Origin of the sequence: Aromatoleum diolicum, assembly GCF_012910955.1 — a bacterium.
GTDB classification, from domain to species: domain Bacteria; phylum Pseudomonadota; class Gammaproteobacteria; order Burkholderiales; family Rhodocyclaceae; genus Aromatoleum; species Aromatoleum diolicum.
Genome location: NZ_WTVQ01000016.1, coordinates 1 through 20249, shown reverse-complemented (window position 1 = coordinate 20249; position 20249 = coordinate 1). Strand labels below are relative to the sequence as shown.

General features: G+C 63.0%; 18 protein-coding genes and 2 tRNA genes. 1 reads left to right on the top strand and 19 read right to left on the bottom strand.

Annotated elements, in window-relative coordinates:
• Positions 1–4: 4 nt before the first annotated feature.
• Both GPA25_RS11060 and thiL read right to left on the bottom strand, forming a co-directional pair.
• Complete coding sequence (locus GPA25_RS11060; RefSeq protein WP_169260443.1) at positions 5–484, bottom strand: phosphatidylglycerophosphatase A family protein; 480 nt, start codon at positions 482–484, stop codon at positions 5–7.
• A 32-nt stretch (positions 485–516) separates the two neighbouring features.
• Positions 517–1476, bottom strand: coding sequence for a thiamine-phosphate kinase (gene thiL / locus GPA25_RS11055; RefSeq protein WP_169260442.1), 960 nt, complete (start codon positions 1474–1476; stop codon positions 517–519).
• On the opposite strand from thiL, the gene GPA25_RS11050 reads away from it, so the two are divergent.
• On the top strand, positions 1426–3621 hold the full coding sequence (locus tag GPA25_RS11050; protein WP_343034901.1) for a flagellar assembly protein A: 2196 nt from the start codon (positions 1426–1428) through the stop codon (positions 3619–3621). The two genes, thiL and GPA25_RS11050, sit on opposite strands and share 51 nt — an antisense overlap.
• A gap of 74 nt (positions 3622–3695) precedes the next feature.
• Here GPA25_RS11050 and GPA25_RS11045 read toward each other — a convergent pair whose 3' ends face one another.
• The 17 genes from GPA25_RS11045 to GPA25_RS10965 form a co-directional block, all read right to left on the bottom strand.
• Positions 3696–4625 carry a branched-chain amino acid ABC transporter permease gene (locus tag GPA25_RS11045; RefSeq protein ID WP_169260440.1) on the bottom strand — a complete coding sequence of 310 codons (930 nt, stop codon included), beginning with the start codon at positions 4623–4625 and terminating at the stop codon, positions 3696–3698.
• 80 nt (positions 4626–4705) lie between these two features.
• Positions 4706–5590, bottom strand: coding sequence for a branched-chain amino acid ABC transporter permease (locus tag GPA25_RS11040; protein WP_169260439.1), 885 nt, complete (start codon positions 5588–5590; stop codon positions 4706–4708).
• A 90-nt stretch (positions 5591–5680) separates the two neighbouring features.
• Complete coding sequence (locus GPA25_RS11035) at positions 5681–6901, bottom strand: ABC transporter substrate-binding protein (RefSeq protein WP_211163064.1); 1221 nt, start codon at positions 6899–6901, stop codon at positions 5681–5683.
• Positions 6902–6929: 28 nt separating this feature from the next.
• Entirely contained in the window at positions 6930–7658 is a 729-nt protein-coding gene (locus GPA25_RS11030; RefSeq protein ID WP_169260438.1) for an ABC transporter ATP-binding protein, read from the bottom strand.
• Entirely contained in the window at positions 7651–8406 is a 756-nt protein-coding gene (locus GPA25_RS11025; RefSeq protein ID WP_169260437.1) for an ABC transporter ATP-binding protein, read from the bottom strand. Before GPA25_RS11025 ends, GPA25_RS11030 begins: the two co-directional genes overlap by 8 nt.
• Before the next feature lie 319 nt (positions 8407–8725).
• Positions 8726–10366: a long-chain-fatty-acid--CoA ligase gene (locus tag GPA25_RS11020; RefSeq protein ID WP_169260436.1), complete on the bottom strand. Its 1641-nt coding sequence runs from the start codon at positions 10364–10366 to the stop codon at positions 8726–8728.
• A 142-nt stretch (positions 10367–10508) separates the two neighbouring features.
• Positions 10509–12176, bottom strand: coding sequence for a putative bifunctional diguanylate cyclase/phosphodiesterase (locus tag GPA25_RS11015; RefSeq protein ID WP_169260435.1), 1668 nt, complete (start codon positions 12174–12176; stop codon positions 10509–10511).
• 139 nt (positions 12177–12315) lie between these two features.
• A tRNA-Lys gene (locus GPA25_RS11010) sits at positions 12316–12391 on the bottom strand.
• A 39-nt stretch (positions 12392–12430) separates the two neighbouring features.
• A tRNA-Lys gene (locus tag GPA25_RS11005) sits at positions 12431–12506 on the bottom strand.
• Positions 12507–12567: 61 nt separating this feature from the next.
• Positions 12568–13551: a response regulator gene (locus tag GPA25_RS11000; protein WP_169260434.1), complete on the bottom strand. Its 984-nt coding sequence runs from the start codon at positions 13549–13551 to the stop codon at positions 12568–12570.
• An 18-nt stretch (positions 13552–13569) separates the two neighbouring features.
• On the bottom strand, positions 13570–15369 hold the full coding sequence (locus tag GPA25_RS10995) for a sensor histidine kinase (RefSeq protein ID WP_169260433.1): 1800 nt from the start codon (positions 15367–15369) through the stop codon (positions 13570–13572).
• 139 nt (positions 15370–15508) lie between these two features.
• Positions 15509–16192: a 7-cyano-7-deazaguanine synthase QueC gene (gene queC, locus GPA25_RS10990; protein WP_169260432.1), complete on the bottom strand. Its 684-nt coding sequence runs from the start codon at positions 16190–16192 to the stop codon at positions 15509–15511.
• A 58-nt stretch (positions 16193–16250) separates the two neighbouring features.
• Positions 16251–16913 carry a 7-carboxy-7-deazaguanine synthase QueE gene (gene queE, locus GPA25_RS10985; RefSeq protein WP_169260431.1) on the bottom strand — a complete coding sequence of 221 codons (663 nt, stop codon included), beginning with the start codon at positions 16911–16913 and terminating at the stop codon, positions 16251–16253.
• 6 nt (positions 16914–16919) lie between these two features.
• On the bottom strand, positions 16920–17666 hold the full coding sequence (ybgF, locus tag GPA25_RS10980) for a tol-pal system protein YbgF (protein ID WP_169260430.1): 747 nt from the start codon (positions 17664–17666) through the stop codon (positions 16920–16922).
• Complete coding sequence (gene pal, locus GPA25_RS10975; RefSeq protein ID WP_169260429.1) at positions 17666–18202, bottom strand: peptidoglycan-associated lipoprotein Pal; 537 nt, start codon at positions 18200–18202, stop codon at positions 17666–17668. Before pal ends, ybgF begins: the two co-directional genes overlap by 1 nt.
• 42 nt (positions 18203–18244) lie before the next feature.
• Positions 18245–19525, bottom strand: a complete 1281-nt coding sequence (gene tolB, locus GPA25_RS10970; protein ID WP_169260428.1) for a Tol-Pal system beta propeller repeat protein TolB — start codon at positions 19523–19525, stop codon at positions 18245–18247.
• 86 nt (positions 19526–19611) lie between these two features.
• Positions 19612–20249, bottom strand: a 638-nt coding sequence (locus tag GPA25_RS10965) for an energy transducer TonB (RefSeq protein ID WP_169260427.1), incomplete at its 5' end; no start/stop codon positions are given.

Sequence of the window (20249 nt, the reverse complement as noted above, 5' to 3'; positions counted from 1 at the left end):
TGCATCATCCGAACAGGTGCACGAACACTGCGAGGGCGAGGACGGCGTAAGCGGCAGCGATCAGGTCGTCGAGCATGACGCCGAAGCCGCCCTTGACGCGGCTGTCAGCCCAGCGAATGGGCTGTGGCTTGACGATGTCGAAGAAGCGGAACAGCACGAACGCCACGGTTTGCCACAACAGGCTGGCCGGCGTGAAGAACAGCACGAGCCAGAAGGCAACCATCTCGTCCCATACGATCGCGCCGTGATCGGGCACGCCAAGGGCGCGACCGGTGCGGTCGGCTGCGATGACGCCAGCGACAAAGAAACTGGTGAGCAGCGCGAGAAACACGAAGTCCGAGATCGGCGCACGCAACAAGGGGTAGAGCAGCCATGCGGCAAGGGTGCCGGCGGTCCCCGGGGCGTAAGGCGACAGGCCGGAGCCGAAGCCCAGTGAGATGAAGTGAGCCGGATGGCTCAGGAGCAGGCGGCGTGTGGGGCGCATGGTGGCGGGCGCTTGGATGGAAAACAGGTATGTCAGGCGAAGTGATCGTAGCCGTTGTGCGGCGTCGTGTGCTCGCTGCCGTCCGCTTCGCGTAGCAGCAACTGATCGGGCGTGTCGGTGATCGTGCCGATGCGGGACAGCGGCAGCGCCTGCTGTCGGCTCAGTGCGACGAGGGCGTCGCGTTGTGTGGCGGGGGCGGTGAACAGGAGTTCGTAATCGTCGCCGCCCGAGAGCAGGCAGCGTCGCGCCAGCAGGGCGTCGGCTCCGGCGGCGCGCAGCGGGTCGAGCGGCAGGGCGTTCGTATCGACGATGGCGCCACAATTGGAACATTCGAGGATGTGCCCGAGGTCGCCGAGCAGGCCGTCGGAAACGTCGAGCATCGCGCTTGCAACGCCGCGCAGGGCCCGGCCGAACGCGACGCGCGGTTGCGGGCGGTGCAGTGCATCGAGGCAGCGGCGCGCATGGTCGGCGCGGAGCGTGATTTCGCCGCGCAGGTGGGCGAGTCCGAGCGCGGCGAGCCCTGGCGACCCGGTGATCCAGATGTCGTCGCCGCGATGCGCGCCGCCGCGCGTGATCGCCGAGCCGACCGGTGTTTCACCGAAGATCGTGACGCACAGGTTGAGCGGGCCGCGGGTGGTGTCACCGCCGGCGAGGTCGACGCCGAAAGCATCCGCACAGGCAAAAAAGCCGCGCGCCAGTGCGCCGATCCAGGCGTCATCGGCTGCCGGCAGCGAGAGCGCAAGCAAGGCCCAGCGTGGTTCGGCACCCATCGCGGCAAGATCCGAAACGTTTACCGCGAGCGTCTTCCAGCCGAGGGCTTCAGGATCGGTATCGGCGAAGAAGTGCGTGCCGGCGACCAGCATGTCGGTCGACACCGCCAACTGCGTGCCGGGCCGCGGCGTGAACAGCGCCGCATCGTCACCGACGGCAAGCTCGGTGTGATGGGCGGGACGGGTGAAGTGGCGGCGGATCAGGTCGAATTCGGAGGGCATGACTGGACGGATAACGGGTCGGGGGTACCGGTCGCGGGCAAGCTTAACTCAGACGGAGTAGCCGTCCGGAACAATTTTCGGGCTGCCGCGAGTCGCGTAAACCCTGTGACCGGCCCGTGCGGCGGGAGAGTAAGATGCAAGTGCATGTTTGGGCGTGAGGACAGGTTGATGGTTGTTGCAGACGCTGAGTTTCAACAGGAGGGCGCCGAGCCGCTTCCGCGTTTCATCATCAAGGATGAGAGCGGTGTGTGGGTCGATCTGAACTGCTTCAGGGCGTCTTCGGATTTCAGCGAATGGGTGGATCGTCTGTTCGTGCGCGGCGCGTATTTCCGCGAACTGGATTACCCGGTCTTCCTGCGGCTGGCCTACGATTTCGAACCCGGCGTGGTAGCCGATGAGATTGGTGCGTGCGAGGCGGCAGGTCGTCCGTCGCGCCTGCGCTTTGCGCGGGGAATCTCGCATATCCTGCCGCTGAGGAGCGTGCTTTACCGCGGGCTGAAGATTTCGGGCGGGCGGGCGGAGTATCTGTTCGAGCCGGTAAGCCTGGAGTTCTCCGTCGAGCAGCAGTCCGCCGAGGCCAACGAGACGGGCGATCAGCGTTCGGCGCGGACCGAAGCGGTCGTGGTGGCGCAGAAGACCCGACTCGATTTCGACGAGTTCATCGCCCAGATGTGGCTGAAGGGTTTGCGCTACGGCGTCGACGAAGCAGTCGTCCGCAAGGCCATCGGCGAGGACCATGTCGGGCGGGAGACGATCGCCGCCGCAAAGGCTCCCTCGGCGGGGCGTGACGCAGGCGTCGAAGAGTTGTCCGACGGGCTGCGCCGGGACGACGCGCCCGGCCTGCTTCCCGACGGTCGCATCAACCTGGCGCGTTTCCGCAACCGCTTTCCGCAGATTCGCGCGGGGGTGAAGCTGCTGCGCAAGACGCCGCTGGTGCTCGGGAACCTCGGCCGGGAGCTGAATGGGCGGCCGCTGGCGCCGGCCCTGCCGAAAGACCTCGACTTCGCGGCGCTGGCCGGCTCCGGCACACGCATCGAAAATACGCCGCAGGGCGAATACCTGGTGGCGACGATCGATGGTTTCCTCGATATCGACAACGACAGCAGCAAGATGTCGGTGACCGAAAAGATCATCAACCGTGGCGGTGTCAGCCTGCGTACCACGGGCGATATTGTGCTGATGGGCGACGAATACGAGGAGCACGGCGAGATTCAGGAAGGCCGGGTGGTGGAGGGGCTGAATATCACGACTTTCGCCGATGTCTTCGGCAAAGTGGTGTCGAAAGGCGGAGTGGTTGTCCTCAAGAAGAACCTTTCAGGCGGCGCGGTGGTAAACCACGGTGGCCAGGTGATGATTGAAGGGCGGGCCAGCGGCGCGACGATTCTCGCACCCGGAGGCGAGGTTACGGTCCGCCACGCCGAGAACAGTCTCATCGTCGGGCGGCGAGTCGTGATCAGCGAGCGCGCCGTCGGCTGCGACATCCTCGCCGATGAACTGGAGATCGCGCTGGCGGAAGCCTCGGTGCTGGGGGCTGCGGCATTGTCGATCGCCGAAGTGCGGGCGCACGGGTCAGCGGAAACCCTGGTTTCGATATTGTTGCCACCCGACGGCGAGCAGCATGAACTGCTTGCCGCCGCACGTGCGCAACTGGAAGGATTGCAGGCGGCGGACGACGAGGCGAAGCAGCTGATCGATTCCCTGCGCGGCCGGCCTGGCGTCGAAAACTACCTGACCATCGCGGGCAAGGTCCGCCGGCAGGAGCTGACCCTTTCGGTGGAGCAAAAAGTCGCATTCCAGAAGCTCCGTGACAGCGTGGCGCCGGTTTTGAAGGCGCTGGCGCAGATCTCGGAACAGGGCAAGGCGCGCGCGAGTCATCGCGAAACCTTGCAGGCTGCGATTGCAGGTGTCGAGGCTGAGCGGCGCACGGCCAACGAGGCGGTGAAATGCAGTATTGGCGAAATTTCCGGCGAGGTGATCGTGCGCACTCATCCGGCCGCGCCCGACGCGAAACTGCCGGCCAGCCTCGCGCCCAATGAGTTGAAAGCTTTTCTACGGGCCATGCCACCCGGTTGCCGGCCGCTGTTTGCGGGCAGTAAGGGGTGCTTCGAATGGCGTCTGGTGGACGACGCAAAGGTCACGTCCTGAAAACGCCCGAGCGGGCGGCGAAGCGGGGCTCGCGCCGGGGCCACTTGTCGCGCGCCAGTCGGGCTGGATACCGCCTACATCCGGATTCCGGAGCGCTTGATCAGTAGCGCCAGCTCACCGACGATGCCGCGCCGGAATGCGAGTACGCAGAGCACGAAAATCACGCCCGTCAACACCGTCACCCACTGGCCGAGTTCAGCGCCATAGTTCTGCAGCCCCACCACCACCGTCGCACCGACGATCGGCCCAAATACGGTACCCATGCCGCCGAGCAGAGTCATCAATACGATCTCGCCCGACATGTGCCAATGTACGTCGGTCAGTGACGCGAGCTGGAACACCAGCGTCTTGGTCGCGCCCGCCAGGCCTGACAGGCCCGCCGACAGCACGAAGGCGAGCAGCTTGTATTTGTCGACGTCGTAGCCGAGGGAGATCGCCCGCGGCTCGTTCTCGCGGATTGCCGTAAGGACTTGGCCGAAGGGCGAATGGATTGCGCGGTCGATGATCCAGAATCCGACGAGGAACACCGCCAGTACGAAGAAATACATGTTCATCGTGTCGGAAAGATCGATGAAGCCGAACAGATGGCCGCGCGGAACGCCTTGCAGACCGTCCTCGCCGCCGGTGAACGGGAATTGCAGCGCAAGGAAATACACCAGTTGCGCAAGCGCGAGCGTGACCATCGCAAAGTAGATGCCGGCGCGCCGGATCGCCAGGCTGCCGAACACGAATCCCAGCGCCGCGCCGGTTGCCGTGCCGGCGAGGATGCCCAGTTCCGGTGAAAAGCCGAGTTCCTTGACGCCATAGCCGCAGACGTAGCCGGCCCAGCCGAGGAAGGCGGCGTGGCCGAAGGACAGCAGGCCGGTGTAGCCGAGCAGCAGGTTGAAGGCGCACGCGAACAGCGCGAAACACAAGATCTTCATCACCAGCACCGGGTACACGAGGAATGGTGCGCTGAGTCCGACGGCGATCAGAACGATCCAGCCGATGTGTTTGCCTTTCATAGCGCGGATCCTGGTCTGGAAGATTCGTGTGGGAGGCGTGCGCCTTGCCCGCGTGTGATCGTATCGCGGTGTCGCATGGTTCAGCGCTCGCGCCCGAACAGTCCGGCCGGCCGCAACAATAGCACGATGCCCATGATGACGAAGATCACCACGGCGGAGGCTTCAGGGTAGAACACGCGCGTCAGTCCCTCGATCAGACCGAGCCCGAGACCCGTGATGATCGAGCCCATGATCGAGCCCATGCCGCCGATGACGACGACCGCGAACACGACGATGATCAGGTTCGAACCCATCACCGGGTTTACCTGGAACACCGGCGCGGCCAGCACGCCCGCGAACGCCGCCAGTGCCACGCCGAAGCCGTAGGTCAGCGTGATCATCAGCGGCACGTTGATGCCGAAGGCCTGCAGCAACTGCGGATTCTCGGTGCCCGCTCGCAGGTAGGAACCGAGTTTGGTGCGCTCGATGATGTACCAGCTACCGAAACACACCACCAGCGACACCGCGATCACCCACGCGCGATACTTTGGCAGGAACATGAAGCCGAGATTAAAACCGCCGGAAAGCAGCTCGGGGACCGGATAACTCTCACCCGAAATGCCGAAGCGGTAGCGGAACAAACCTTCGATGATCAGCGCCAGACCGAAGGTCAGCAGCAATCCGTATAGATGGTCGAGCCGATACAGGTGCTTGAGCATCGTGCGTTCGATGAGCATGCCAAAGCCGCCGACGACCAGTGGTACGACGACCAGCGCAACCCAGTAGTTGATGCCGAGCCAGGTCAGCGCGATCCATGCTGCGAACGCGCCCATCATGTAGAGCGCGCCATGCGCAAAGTTGATGATGTTGAGCAGGCCGAAGATGATCGCCAGCCCGAGGCTGAGGATGGCGTAGAACGAGCCGTTGATGAGCCCGATCAGCAACTGTCCCATCAGGGCCTGGATCGGAATACCGAAGATGTCCATGTGCGGGCGGCCAGGTTTCGGTGCCGGCCGCCCGGTCTGCCGACGCGTGCTGCGTCATGCAGTCCGGGGGCCGGAAACCGGTTGGAAATGCTATTTCTTCACCAGCGGACACTTGCTGTCGGCCAGCGATATGTATGCTTCGTCTCCGGGAATCACCGCGCGGATGTGGTAGTAGTCCCACGGATACTTGGACTCCGACGGCTTCTTGACCTGCGCCAGATACATGTCGTGCACCATGCGCCCGTCGATGCGCACCTTGCCGTTCTTGGCGAAGAAGTCGTTGACCGGCGTCTCGCGCATCTTCGCCATCACCGCTTTCGCCTCATCGGTACCGGCGCTCTTGATCGCCTTGAGGTAGTGGTAGACCGCCGAGTAGTCGCCCGCCTGGACCATCGTCGGCATGCGCTTCATCGTTCCGAAGAAGCGCTTCGACCACGCGCGGGTCTCGTCGTTGTAATCCCAGTAGAAGCCGGTGGTCAGGTACATGCCGGCGGTAGCGTCGAGGCCCAGGCTATGCACGTCGGAGATGAACATCAGCAGCCCGGCGAGCGACTGCTTCGGCGTGATGCCGAACTCCTTCGCCTGCTTGATCGAGTTGATCGTGTCGTTGCCCGCGTTTGCGAGGCCGATGACCTGCGCGCCCGAGGCCTGTGCGCTCAGAAGGAAGGACGAGAAATCGCTGCCGGGGAAGGGGTGGCGCACGCTGCCGACGACCTTGCCGCCGCTCTTGGTCACGACGTCGGCCGTGTTCTTCTCCAGCGAGTGGCCGAACGCGTAGTCGGCGGTCAGGAAGTACCAGCTCTTGCCGCCCTGCTTGACCACCGCCTTGGCGGTGCCGACCGGCAGCGAATACGTGTCGTAGGTCCAGTGCACGGTGGTGTCGTTGCACTGCTCGTTGGTGATCGGTGTCGAGGCCGCGCCCGAGATCAGTGAAATGCGATTCTTCTCGTTCGCGACCTTCATCACCGCGAGCGCCGTCGAAGTCGTCACCAGGTCGACGATCGCATCCACCTTCGCCGTGTCGATCCACTCGCGTGCTTTGTTGGCAGAGATGTCAGCCTTGTTCTGGTGGTCGGCGGACACCATCTCGATCTTGAAGTCCGGCTTTTCCTTGGCGATGAAGTCGTCGATCGCCATCTTCGTCGCCTCCACCGCGCCGGGGCCGGCGAGATCGGAATAGGTGCCCGACATGTCGGTCAGCACGCCGAGTTTCACCACGCCGTCGCTGACGGTCGTCGCCGCCTGCGCGAGCATCGGTTGCATCGACAGGATCGCGGTGGCAATGGCCGAACCCAGAATCTTGCGCTTCATTGTGTCCCCTCCGTTTTAGTCTACGTGCTCATACGCCCAGCAGCTTCTGCAGTAGGTGCATCTTTGTCTCCAACTCCTCCTTCGTCACCATTTCGACGATGCGCCCGTGCTCGATGACGTAATGGCGATCGGCGAGCGGCGCGGCAAAGCGGAAATTCTGTTCGACCAGGATGATCGTCAGGCCTTTCTCCTTAAGCTGCGCGATGACCCGCCCGAGGGTTTGCACGATCACCGGCGCGAGGCCCTCGGTGATCTCGTCGAGCAGCAGCAGGCGCGCGCCGGTGCGCAGGATGCGCGCCATCGCCAGCATCTGCTGCTCACCGCCCGACAGCCGGCTGCCCGGGCTGTTGCGGCGCTCCTTGAGGTTCGGAAACATCTCGTAGATCTCGTCGAGCGACATGCCGCTGCTATTTACCGTCGGTGGCAACAGCAGGTTCTCCTCGGCGGAGAGGCTCGCATAGATGCCACGCTCCTCCGGGCAATAGCCGACCCCCAGATGGGCGATGCGATGTGTTGCCAGGTCGATGACCTGACGGCCATTGATCATGATCGAGCCGCTGCGTCGACCGGTGAGCCCCAGGATCGCCTTCAGCGTCGTCGTACGGCCGGCACCGTTGCGCCCCAGCAGCGTCACCAGTTCGCCGCGATTCACGTTGAAATCGATGCCGTGCAGGATGTGCGATTCGCCATAGAACGCGTGCAGATCGCTGACCCGCAGCATTTCGGAATCGGGTTTGAACGCGCTCGCCTTAGCCATGTTCGGTGCCCATGTAGGCTTCGAGTACCCGTGGATCCGCGGATACCACCTCGTACGGGCCCTCGGCCAGCACCGCACCGCGCTGCAGCACCGTGATCGTGTCGCAGATGTGCGACACCACGCTCAGGTTATGTTCGACCATCAGCACCGTGCGGTTCTCCGACACGCGCTTGATGAGGTCGGCGACGCGTCCGACGTCTTCGTGACCCATGCCCTGTGTCGGTTCGTCGAGCAGCATCAGTTCGGGCTCCAGCGCCAGCGTCGTCGCGATCTCGAGTGCGCGTTTGCGGCCATAAGGCAACTCCACGGTCATCGTATCGGCGAACGACTGCAGATCGACCGATTCGAGCAGCTCCATTGCGCGGCCGTTGAGCACATCAAGACTCTTCGCCGAGCGCCAGAAGTGAAAACTTGTACCGAGCTTGCGCTGCAGCGCAATGCGCACGTTTTCCAGCACGGAGAGATGCGGGAAAACCGCGGATATCTGGAACGAACGCACCACACCGCGACGCGCGATCTGTGCCGACTTCTCGTGCGTGATGTCGTGCGAGTTGAAATGAATGCTTCCGCGGGTCGGCGTCAGGAACTTGGTGAGCAGGTTGAAGACGGTCGTCTTGCCTGCACCATTCGGGCCGATCAGGGCGTGGATGGTGCCCCGCCGCACCTGCAGATTAACCTTGTCGACCGCGACGAAACCCTTGAACTCTTTGGTCAGGTCGCGGGTTTGAAGGATGTAGTCCGTGCTCATCGCGTCTTTCAGATCCTGCCTCTGTTGGTGGAAGCTGAACTGCACCGGCAACGGGTGTCGGCGGAAACACGTGCCATCATCATCTAAAGACCAGCGATGGCTGAACGCTGATTATAAAAATCGATGTTTTATGTATATGTAGATTCGATTGCGCAAGGTGCAAGTTAACACCCGGCATGTAGCGCGTCAATGCATGTGTACTACGGGTGAACCCGCATGGGCTGTGCATTTCAAGGGAAATGCAGGGCGCGAGGACCGGATGGCCCCGCGCCGGGCTCGACGTGCTGTCAGTGCAGGACAAGCCCGGCGGGAGACCTGCTTACTCGATCGCCGAGGTCGACTTGGCCTGCTCGCGCAGCACGAACTTCTGGATCTTGCCGGTCGAGGTTTTCGGTAGGATGCAGAACTCGACGTACTTCGGCACCTTGTAGCGCGCCAGATGCTCACGGCAGTGGGCGATGATGTCATCTGCCGTGACCTGTGCGCCTTCCTTGATTTCGATGTACGCGGCCGGCACTTCACCCCATTTCTCGTCGGGCTTGGCCACAACCGCCGCCGTCATCACGGCGGGGTGGCGATACAGTACATCCTCGACTTCCAGCGAGGAAATATTCTCACCGCCCGAGATGATCACGTCCTTGGAACGGTCCTTGATCTTGACGTAGCCGTCCGCTTGCATCACGCCGAGGTCGCCGGTGTGGAACCAGCCGCCGGCAAAAGCTTCCGCGCTGGCCTTCTCGTTCTTCAGGTAACCCTTCATCACGAGGTTGCCGCGGAACATGACCTCGCCCATCGTCTCGCCGTCGGCCGGTACCGGTTCCATCGTTTCCGGGTTGATCACGGTGATCGCTTCCTGCATGTGGTAGCTCACGCCCTGACGACCGTTGCGCTCGGCGCGGCGGTCGATCGGCAGCGCATCCCATTCCGGGTGCTTCGCGCACACCGAAGCGGGGCCGTAGGTTTCGGTCAGGCCATAAACGTGGGTGATGTCGAAACCGATGCGTTCCATGCCTTCGATGATCGCGGCCGGGGGCGCAGCACCGGCGACCAGCGCCGATACCTTGTGTTCGATGCCGGCGCGCAGGCCTTCCGGCGCATTGATGAGCATGCCATGCACGATCGGCGCACCGCAGAAGTGGGTGACAGTGTGTTTGCGGATCAACTCGCAGATCAACGCCACGTCAACCTTGCGCAGGCACACGTTGACGCCGGCATTGGCTGCCATCGTCCACGGGAAGCACCAGCCATTGCAGTGGAACATCGGCAGCGTCCACAGATACACCGAATGCTGCGGCATGCCCCAGCTGATGATGTTGGAAGCGGCATTCAGGTACGCGCCGCGGTGGTGATATACGACGCCTTTCGGATTGCCGGTGGTACCGGACGTGTAATTCAGCGCGATGGCGTCCCATTCGTCCGGCGGCAGGCTCCATTCGAAATCCGCGTCGCCCTTGGCGATGAAGTCCTCATACTCGATTTCGCCACATCGATCCGTGCCGGGATACTCGGCATCCAGCGTGTCGATGACCACCGGCTTCTGTCCTTCCAGAAGTTCCAGCGCACGACGGACGATCGGGGCGAACTCCGGGTCGGTGATCAGCACCTTTGCTTCGCCGTGGCTCAGCATGAAGGCGATCGCTTCCGCGTCGAGGCGGGTGTTCAGCGTGTTCAGCACCGCGCCGGTCATCGGCACGCCGAAATGGACTTCAAACATCGCGGGCACGTTGGGCAGCATTACCGCGACGGTGTCGCCACGGCTCACGCCCTGTTGCACCAGCGCACTGGCCAGACGCCGGCAGCGCTCGTAGGTCTGTGCCCAGGTAAACGTCCGGTCGCCGTGTATCACCGACGTGCGCTGCGGATACACGTAGGCGGAGCGTTGAAGAAAACTCAGCGGCGACAGCGAAACGTAATTCGCAGCATTCTTCCCGAGACCCTGGCTGTAAGGACTATTCGACACGATTTTCCTCGTCGTTGGAGTAATTGATCGCTGGCGCCGCGGCCCGGGCTGCGGGGGCCTTTCGGCGTGCGGGCGCAAATGTACCCAATATCGCTAAACATACCAACCGCATTTCGACTCGAAATGGGGACTGCAGCAGTCGTCAGGCCTGCTGTTTGCTGAAATGCCGGACAAAGTCTGCCGCGCTGACCGCGTGCCCGTATAGGTGGCCCTGGAATTCGTCACAACCCTGATTGCGCAGGAAAACCGCCTGATCCTCGGTCTCGACGCCTTCGGCAATCACGCGCAGGCCCAGCGAGCGGGCCACGCCCAGCACCGTGCGCACGATCGTGTCGTTGGTGTTGTCCTCGCCGATGCTGAGCACGAAGCTGCGGTCGATGTTGAGCTTCGATATCGGCAGCGTCTTGAGGTTGCCGAGTGGCGAGAAACCCGTGCCGAATCCGTCGATCGACAGGCGGATGCCCATCCGGTCGAGTGCCTCCAGTGCCGGTACCACGTAGGCGACGTCCGACAACACCGATTCACGGAACTCGAATTCGAGTGCTTGCGGGCTCATCCCGGTCTCCTTGAGCAGGGCGGCCACGCTATCGACAAAGTCGATGCGTTCCATCTGGCGTGCCGAAATGTTGATCGACAGCACCGGCGGCGCGACCCCCGCCTCCTGCCAGGTGACGTATTGCCGGAACGCCTCACGCATCACCCACTCGCCCAGCGGATGAATCAGGCCGTTATCCTCGGCCACGGGTACAAAGCGTTCCGGAGCCACCACCCCGAGTTCCGCATCGGTCCAGCGCAGCAGCGCTTCGACGCCGACCAACTTCGCGCCCGAAGTGTCGAACTGCGGCTGGAAATGCAGTTCCAGTGAGTTGCGTGCGATCGCCTGGCGCAGATGTCGCTCGAGGGTGGCGCGTTCGTTGGCGAAAGCCGTCATTTCGGTGGAGAAGAAACGACACGTGTTACGTCCGCGCCGGCGCGCCTGCAGCATCGCGGCATCGGCAGCGGTCACCAGATCATCCATGGTATAGCCGTCCATCGGATACAGGCTAATCCCGACGTTGGCGGTGGCGTAGACTTCCGTGTCATCCACCTTAAGGGGCTTTTCCAGCGCCTTCAGCAACTGATCGGCAGTGACGCTGGCACTGCGCGGGCCGTCGACGCCTTCGATCAGCACGAGAAATTCACACTCGCCCACCCGCGCCAGCGTGTCGGTTTCACGCAGATGGGTGGAGAATAATCCGGCGACCGCGATGATGAACTCATTGGTTTGCGCGACGCTGCCTTGTGCGGACACTTCCACCATCAGTACCGCAAGTTGCCGCGCATCACGCAGGCAGCGCCGTGCAGCCTGGTCGAAGCGATCACTGAACAGCATCCGGTTGGGCAGACGCGTCAGCGGATCATGGTAGGCGAGGTCGCGCAATTTGACCTGTTCGATCATGATCTGCGAAATGTCCGTGAAGACGCCCACATAGTGCAGCACCGCGCCGGCCTCATCACGGACACTGCGGATGGACAGCCACTCAGGGTAAACCTCGCCGTTCTTGCGCCGGTTCCAGATCTCGCCCTGCCAGCGGCCCTCGTCCCGCAGTGCCAGCCACATGCGCGCATAGAACTCGCGGGAATGGCGCCCTGAGCGCAGGAGTGCCGGTGTCTTGCCGGTTACTTCGGTCTCGGTATACCCGGTCAGCTCGGTGAATGCCTCGTTGACGGCCAGAATCCGCCCCTGCGGGTCGGTAATCGCGACGCCCTCAGCGGCGTTCTGGAAAACGATGTGGGCAAGCTGAAGGGTTTCTTGAGTCGCTGTCGTCATTATCCGCCTCCCGGGCATATTCGATCATTATGCCCAAGAGTGCGCTCATGCGCGTGCGGCATTGTCATACGCCGAAGAGGCTGACAAGCTCGCAAAGACAAAAGGCCAGCTCCGGGGAGCTGGCCTTTTGTCTTGCGTCTGGTGGGGGCAGTAGGATTCGAACCTACGACCAATTGATTAAGAGTCAACTGCTCTACCAACTGAGCTATACCCCCTGATTGCTGCGCCTTCTGCCTGAAAACCACCTGAGTTTATGGTAGGCCGTGCGGGATTCGAACCTGCGACCAACGGATTAAAAGTCCGCTGCTCTACCAGCTGAGCTAACGACCCATCTGCAGAAGGCCCCGAATTCTATGTAAGAGAAGGGGTGTAGTCAAGCAATTGTGTGCGATCAGGAGCCAAACAGGCGGCGGAAGCCGGCGCCGAGTGTGGCCATGAAGCCGGCACCCTTGCTCGCGATGGCGGTTTCCGAGAGCGTCGCGGCTCTTTCGACGTCCGACATGAGCGAGTCGACTGTTCCCGAGGCGGTATTTTCCACGGCGTGGCGGAATGCCAGGCCGGGGTCGCCGGTCAGCGCGTTGTGTTTGCGCAGCGCGGAGTGGAGCACCAGTTTGAGGTAGCCCGAGCGTATCGGCTTGGGCACGAAACGGTAGATCTGGCCCTGGTTGATGAGCGTCGTGATGGTGTCGGCGTCGCTTTCTCCGGTGAGCATCACGGTGACAATTTCCGGGTGCTTGCTTTTCATCAGCCGCACCAGACGTGTGGCGTCGATCGACCCGACACGCGTTTCCGAGACGATGACGGAGACGGGTTCGCTATTGAGGATGCCGACCGCGTCCGCAAGGTTGCGCGTGTAGGAGACCTTCGCGGAGGTGCCGACGATGTCCGCGACGGCACGCCCCATGTCGGGGTCGTCGTCGATGACGAGAATGCGTTCGCCGTTGGCGACGAGCGGGGCGTCTTCCGTAACGTCGGCGGCGGTGTCTTCAACCGGCTGGGTCCTGGCGATGTTGATTGCCTGGTCGACGACTTTAGGCAGTTCGGCGATGTTCCACGGCTTGTTGATGAAGCGGAAAACTTCGCTTTCGTTCACCGAGCGCACGATCGCCTGCATGTCCGAATAGCCGGTGAGCAGGATGCGCATCGTGCGCGGTGACAGACGCCGCACCTCGCGCAGCACTTCCACTCCGGTCATCATGGGCATGCGCTGGTCGCTGATGACGACGTCGAAGTCGTGCTGCTTAACGAGTTCGATCGCCTCGGCGCCACTGGTGGCCGTCACGACCTCGAACTGTTTCTGCAGCAGCCACTGCAGGGAGCGGACGATGCTGGGTTCATCATCCACACATAAGACCTTGCCGCCTTTCTTTGCCATCGTTCGCTCCTTGCGGCCTTACGCGGCTAAAGCCGACAGCGCTTGCTGCCGCACCGGCAGTAGCACGGTGAATGTGGTGCCCACGCCGATGCGGGTGCTGACCTGAATCTCGCCGCCATGCTGGGTGATGATGTCCTTGGCGATCGGCAAGCCGAGCCCGGTACCTTCGCCGGTTGGCTTGGTGGTGTAGTACAGGTCGAAGATGTGCGGCAGTACGTCGTCGGGGATGCCGTGGCCATTGTCCTGCACTTCGATCCTGACGCGGTCGCCGTCCGTTGCGGTGCGCACGGTGATCTTGCCGGGGCCGTCCATCGCCTGCGCCGCATTGTTGATGAGGTTGAGAAATACCTGGTTGAGCTGCGAGGGGTTGCACTCGACGTCCGGCAACTGCGCGAATTCCTCGATGAGTTCGATGTTTTTCGGCAGCACGGTCTTGGCGATATAGGCGACGGTGTGCAGCGATTTGTTGAGGTCGGCGTTGGCGACCGCGGCGCGGTCGAGGCGCGTGAAGTCGCGCAGATTGACCACCATCTCGGTCATCTGTTCGATGCCTTCGAGCACGTCGGCGAGCATCGCCTGCAGCATTGAAACGTCTACGTTGCCGTCCTGAAGTTTTTCCAGATTGGCCTTGAGCTGCGAAACCTTGAGCGTGACCTTGTCGCCATCAACATCCTCGAGGATCGTAGACAGGCGGCTGGCAACCTTCATCGGCAGTTCCATGCTTTGCAGCGCGTCCTTGACCATCAGCACATTGTTCTGCGAGAAGGCGAGCGGCGTGTTGAGCTGATGGGCGACCCCCGCGACCATCTGGCCGAGCGATGCCATCTTCTCCGACTGCGCGAGTTGTTGGTGGGCGTGTGCGCGGTCCTTTTCCTGCTGCTGGATGACCTTTTCGGCACGCCGCACGATGACGAGCAGAGCGGCGAAAAGCAGGGCGAGCAGGCCGGCGATGGTGGCAAGCTGGCGGTAGGAGGTGGCGTCGACCGCGGTCTGGTTGGTCGTTGCCGCCTCTTCGAGCTTGCGCTGGTTTTCAACGGCGGTGAGCTTGATCTGCTCCGAGGTTTGCTGAATCTGCTTCAGGAACGGGGTTACGTCCGAATACACCTCGAACACGCCGACGATGCGGGAGCTGCCCGGCTCCAGTACCGGGAGATAGCTGCCAATCAGGTCGCGGTTCTCAACGACACCTTCGAAGGCGCTGAACTTGCCGCGGTGAGTCAGTTCGCTCTTCGGAACACCATCGAGTGCGGCGCTGCGCCAACCTTCGTTGGCGCTCTTGTCTTCACCGATCTGGGCGTGTTCGGATGAATACACGGTGATACCGCGCAGGTCGAACACCTTGATCTTGAAAACGGTGCTCTTCTTCATCGAGTCGAACACCTTCGCGTCGAGGCCCTTGAAGGCCGGCAGTGCCATGATTCGATTGCCGACATCGGTGAAGCACGCCTTCTTCTCGGGTGGTGCGACCTTCTTGCCCTTGTCGTCGGTGATGTCGGCGATCGCGCGGCAGGTTTGCACGTCGATGGCCTGGACACTCGCCACGAAGGGGGCGAAATCCTTTTCCCACAGCGCGTTGGCGAACAGGCGGGTGAGGTTGACGTTGCCGGCTTCGTGGATGCTCAGCAGGTCGCGCCGAGCCGACTCGTCCTGTTGTTTGGCGAAGGACTGCTGAACCTCGCTGAAGAATGTGCCCTGCTCGTCACTCGTCTGCTTGAAAAACTGCCCTTGCAGGTGCTCGAAGTAAATCAGGCTCAGGGCGACCAGCCCGAACATACCGAGACTGGCAAGAGTGAAATACCGAACTAGCCGAAACTGCATCGAAAGATCCCCCGCGAAGACGCATTATTGCATCGTCGATCGGCGAATGTTACGAAACCTTTCGCGCAGCAGGGCTGACTTAGATCAATTCACGCCAAGGCGGGTGTTACATCGGGTGTCAACGAGCGAAACGAGGCGCTCAGGCGTATGGCGTCGGGTCGGGTACGCCGGCCGCTTCGAATCCCGCCCGCCGAAGGCGGCAGGCGTCACACACGCCGCAGGCGCGCCCGGCATCGTCGGCCTGGTAGCACGAGACCGTCTGCGCGTAATCGACGCCCAGTGCGGTGCCGCGTCGGACGATATCGGCTTTCGACTGATCGATGAGCGGCGCATGGATCGTGAGGCGGGAGCCCTCGGTGCCGGTCTTGGTGGCCAGATTCGCCATGGTCTCGAAGGCTGCGATGTATTCAGGCCGACAGTCGGGATAGCCGGAGTAGTCGACCGCATTGACGCCGACGAAGATGTCGTTCGCGCCGAGCACTTCGGCCCAGGCGAGCGCGATCGACAGCATCACCGTGTTGCGCGCCGGGACGTAGGTGACGGGGATGCCGGCCGAGGCGCCTTCGACAGGAACCGGGATGCTCGCGTCGGTGAGCGCGGAGCCGCCGAACTGACCGAGTTCGACACATGCGAGTCGGTGTTCGCGGGCGCCCAGCGTGGTGGCGACGCGCTTGGCAGCGGTCAGTTCGGCCGCGTGGCGCTGGCCGTAGGCCACCGACAGCGCATAGCATTCGAAACCCATGTCGCGGGCAATGGCGAGGCAAGTGGCGGAGTCGAGCCCGCCTGACAGCAGGACGACGGCGCGCTTGGGGTTTTCAGTCATGTTTGAAGGCTTCCGCGCGGAGTCCCGAAAGGATGCTGGTGTATCGAGCCGCGGGGTATCAGCGCCCGCGCGCGTCGTTCCACAGGATTTTGTGCAACTGGAGCTGGAAGCGTACCGGCAGGCGGTCGCGCACGATCCATTCGGCGAGTTCGGTGGCGTCGAGCTTGCCCTGGACCGGCGACAGCAGCACGGTGCAGCGTTGCGCCAGAGCGTGCAGCGTAATCTGTGCCTTGGCCCAGGCATAGTCCGCTTCGTCGGCAAGCACGATCTTGATCTCGTCGTGAGACGTCAGGTGGGGGAGATTGTCCCAGCGATTGCGCGAGACTTCACCCGAGCCGGGGGCCTTGAGGTCCATGATGCGCGACACGCGCGGGTCCACCGGTGCGATGTCGAGCGCGCCGCTGGTCTCCAGCGAGACTGAAAAGCCTGCGTCGCAAAGGGCCGTCAGGAGAGCAAGACAGGCTCTTTGCGCGAGCGGTTCGCCGCCGGTCACGCAGACGTGATGGAGGCCATGTGCCGCAACGGCGTCGCAGACGTCCGCGATACTGCGGCTTTCACCGCCCTGGAACGCGTATTCGGTGTCGCACCATCCGCAGCGCAGCGGACAGCCGGTCAGGCGGACGAACACGGTCGGAAGTCCGACGCGCGTCGACTCGCCCTGCACGGAGGCGAAAATCTCGGTAATCCGCAGCTTGGCGCTGACGGCTTCGATCGACAGCATGAGGCCTCAGGGCTTGCGGACAGCGAGACGCTGCCGTGCGGATTTGGCGGCAGCGCTATCCGGAAAGCGTTCCACGAGTTTCCTGAGTGTTTCCTGCGACGCTTTCGCTTCGCCCATGGCCTGCTGGCTGTTGGCAATGCCAAGCATGGCGTCGGGAGCGACGGGATCGTTCGGCCAGTCGTTCAGGGCAGTCTTGAAATACGTGCTGGCGGTGGCGACTTCCTTGGCCTGCAGGGCGGCATTGCCGGCCCAGAAATGCGCGCTGGCCTGAAAGGTGCTGCGCGGATATTGCTTGATGAAACGTTCGAAACCGGTCAGCGCCTCCTTGTACTTCGCTTCCTTCAGGAGGTTGAGGGCGGCTTCGTAGTCGCGCGACTCGGCCGCCGGGTCGGCGGGCGGTGCGGCGGGGGCCACGGCGGCGGCGGCGGCGGCACTGACTGCCTCGAGCTTGCGCACGCGGTTATCGAGGTCCACATAGAAATCGCGCTGGCGTTGCTTCAGCGACTCGACTTCGTGCAGCAGCACCTCGAGTTGTCCGTTCAGCTTCGAAATTTCAGCCTTCAGCAGCTCGTTCTGGTTCGCCAGTTCGAGCTGCCCACGGCTGCTCACCTCCAGCCGCTCGAGACGGGTGCTCATTTCCGTGCGCAGATCGAATATCTGGCGCCGTGCCTCCTCGTCGTCGAACAGCGCCGCTTGCACGGGCGCCACCGACGACAGGGAGAGAAGCACTGCCAGCGGCAGGAGGCGTTTCATCAGAACTCGCCCGAGTAGAGCATGTCACCGCGACGGTTCTGCGCGAAGCACGATTCGGTGCTTTCGCTGCAGCGCGGCTTTTCTTCGCCGAGGCTGACGGACTCGATCTGCGCTTCCTTGGCGCCGAGCAGCGTCAGGGACTTGCGGACGGCATCGGCACGCTTCTGGCCGAGGGCGAGGTTGTACTCGCGGCTGCCGCGCTCGTCGGCGTTGCCCTGGATGAGCATCTTCATCGTCGGGTTCTGCACCAGGAAGCGGGCGTGCGCTTCGACCAGCGGACGGAAGTCGTCATTGATCACGTAGCTGTCGAAGTCGAACATCACGCTGCGCTTGGACAGGATGTTGTTCGGGTCGGTCAGTGCGGCGATGCCCGAGCCGGCGGCGGTCGGGGCGGTCACGGTGGTGACGCCGGCACCGGTCGAGCTCTTGCTGCGGTCTTCGACAGCGCTGCCGTCGGTCTTCTGGTCGAACGTGCCGGTGCTGCTGCAGGCGGCGAGCAGGGCGGAGAGGATGGCGGGCAGAACAAGCTTCTTCATGGAATTTCCTTGTAATAACATCAGTATTGTTGCTTAGGGTTGTTACCTGGCAAGCGGACCCCAGGAGGGTTCGCGCACGTCGGCGGCCTGCACCGTCAGGCGCTGCTTCACCCGGCCATCGGACGACACCGCGGCGAGCACCCCGCGGCCGCCGCTTTCAGTGGCGTACAGGATCATCCGGCCGTTGGGCGCGAAGCTGGGCGACTCGTCACGCGCCGAGTCGGTGAGGATCGTGGTCTGGCGGGTGGCAATGTCCATGACTGCCACCTGGAAGCGCCCGCTGTTGCGGGTGACGAAGGCCAGTGTCGCGCCGTCCGGCGAGAGGCGCGGGGTCACGTTGTAAGTGCCTTCGAAAGTCACCCGCTGGGCGCTGCCGCCGCCGGCGGAAATGCGATAGATCTGTGCGCTGCCGCCACGGTCGGACGTGAAATAGATCCACTGACCATCGGGCGACCAGGCCGGTTCGGTGTCGATGCCGGAGGAGGTGGCCATGCGGCGCACGCCGGAACCGTCGGCATTGAGGATATACAGCTGCGACTGCCCGTCCTTGGTGAGTACCACGGCAAGTCGCTGGCCGTCCGGAGCCCAGGCGGGCGCCGAGTTGGAGCCTTTGAAGTTGGCGACGACCTGGCGCTGGCCGGTTGCCAGCGTGTGTACATAGACGACCGGCTTCTTCGCCTCGAAGGACACATAGGCAAGGCGCTGGCCATCCGGTGCCCAGGCCGGCGAGATGATCGGTTCGCGCGAGGCCAGAGCCGTCTGGGCATTCATGCCGTCGGCGTCTGCCACCTGAAGTTCATAGCGCGGGCCACTCTTGACCACATAGGCGATGCGGGTCGCGAAGTAGCCGGGTTGGCCGGTGAGTTTCTCATAGACGAAGTCGGCGATGCGGTGGCCGATCGCGCGGTTCTGCGCCGGCGCCATGCGCATCGTGAGTCCGCCGAGTTCCGTCTGCTTCTGCGTGTCGAAGAGGCGGAAGCGCACTTCGAAGCGGCCATCGCCCTGTTGATAGACGCTGCCGGTGAGTACCGCATCGGCGCCGCGGCCGCGCAGGCCCGGCAGGTCGGGGGCGATGGTCACGGGCAGCGCGGTCAAGCCCAGATCCACCAGGCTGAACAGGCCGCTGCGTTCGAGGTCCGCGCGGACCACGTCGGTGACGCCGCGTGGCAGGCTGCCTTCGTTTTCGAATACGGGGATCGCGACCGGAAATCGGGTTGCGCCGGCACCGGTGATCTCGATCGACAGCTGTGCGTGCGCCATCAGCGAGAGCATGGCCAGTGCGGAGACGATCAGCAGGCGGAAGGGGGAGAAGATTTTTTTCATGGCTTTTGCTTGCCGTTAATCGTTAATTATAGCGAACGGAGCCGAACGGGGGGCGTAAGGATACCAACGGAGGCGAATTGCGCGTCTCATTCCTCGAGCGGCCTGAATCTCAGTTCCAGTGTTCGCGAAAAAAGTTCCGCCTCCTTCGGCAGCGGCAGCGGGCTGGAGCGGCGAATGGCCCGTTCGATCGCGTCGTCGAGCGCCGGCACGCCGGAGGAGCGTTTCAGGCGGATTGCGAGGACTTCGCCGGTCGGGAGCTGGTCGACTTCGAACACCGCCTCCGGATTGCCGCTCAGACCGGGAGGGCGCAGCAGGTTGCCGCGGACCTTGGTGCGCAGTGCATTCTCGTAGGCGTCTCCGGCGGCTTTGTTGCGTGCCGTCGATGCGCGTGCGGCGTCCTCACGCATCATGCGTTCGAGCTGCGAGCGCGCTGCGGTTTGCGCTGTTTCCTGCGCGAGGCGCTCCTTCATGTAGTCGGGGAGTGCCGTTTCTTGGTTGGGCTCGGGTTTCGGCTCCGGCTTCTTGGGTTCCGGCTTCGGTTCGGGCTTTTTCGGTTCGGGTTTGGGTTCCGGTTTCTTGGGTTCGGGCTTCGGCTCCGGCTTGGGCGGCTTCTTGACTTCGGGAGCCTTGGTCGCGATTTCCGGCTTCGGTTCCGGTTTCGGCTCGGGTTTTGGGGGCTCCGGCTTGACCTGGGCCTTGGGCGGTTCGGGTTGTGGTTTGGGAG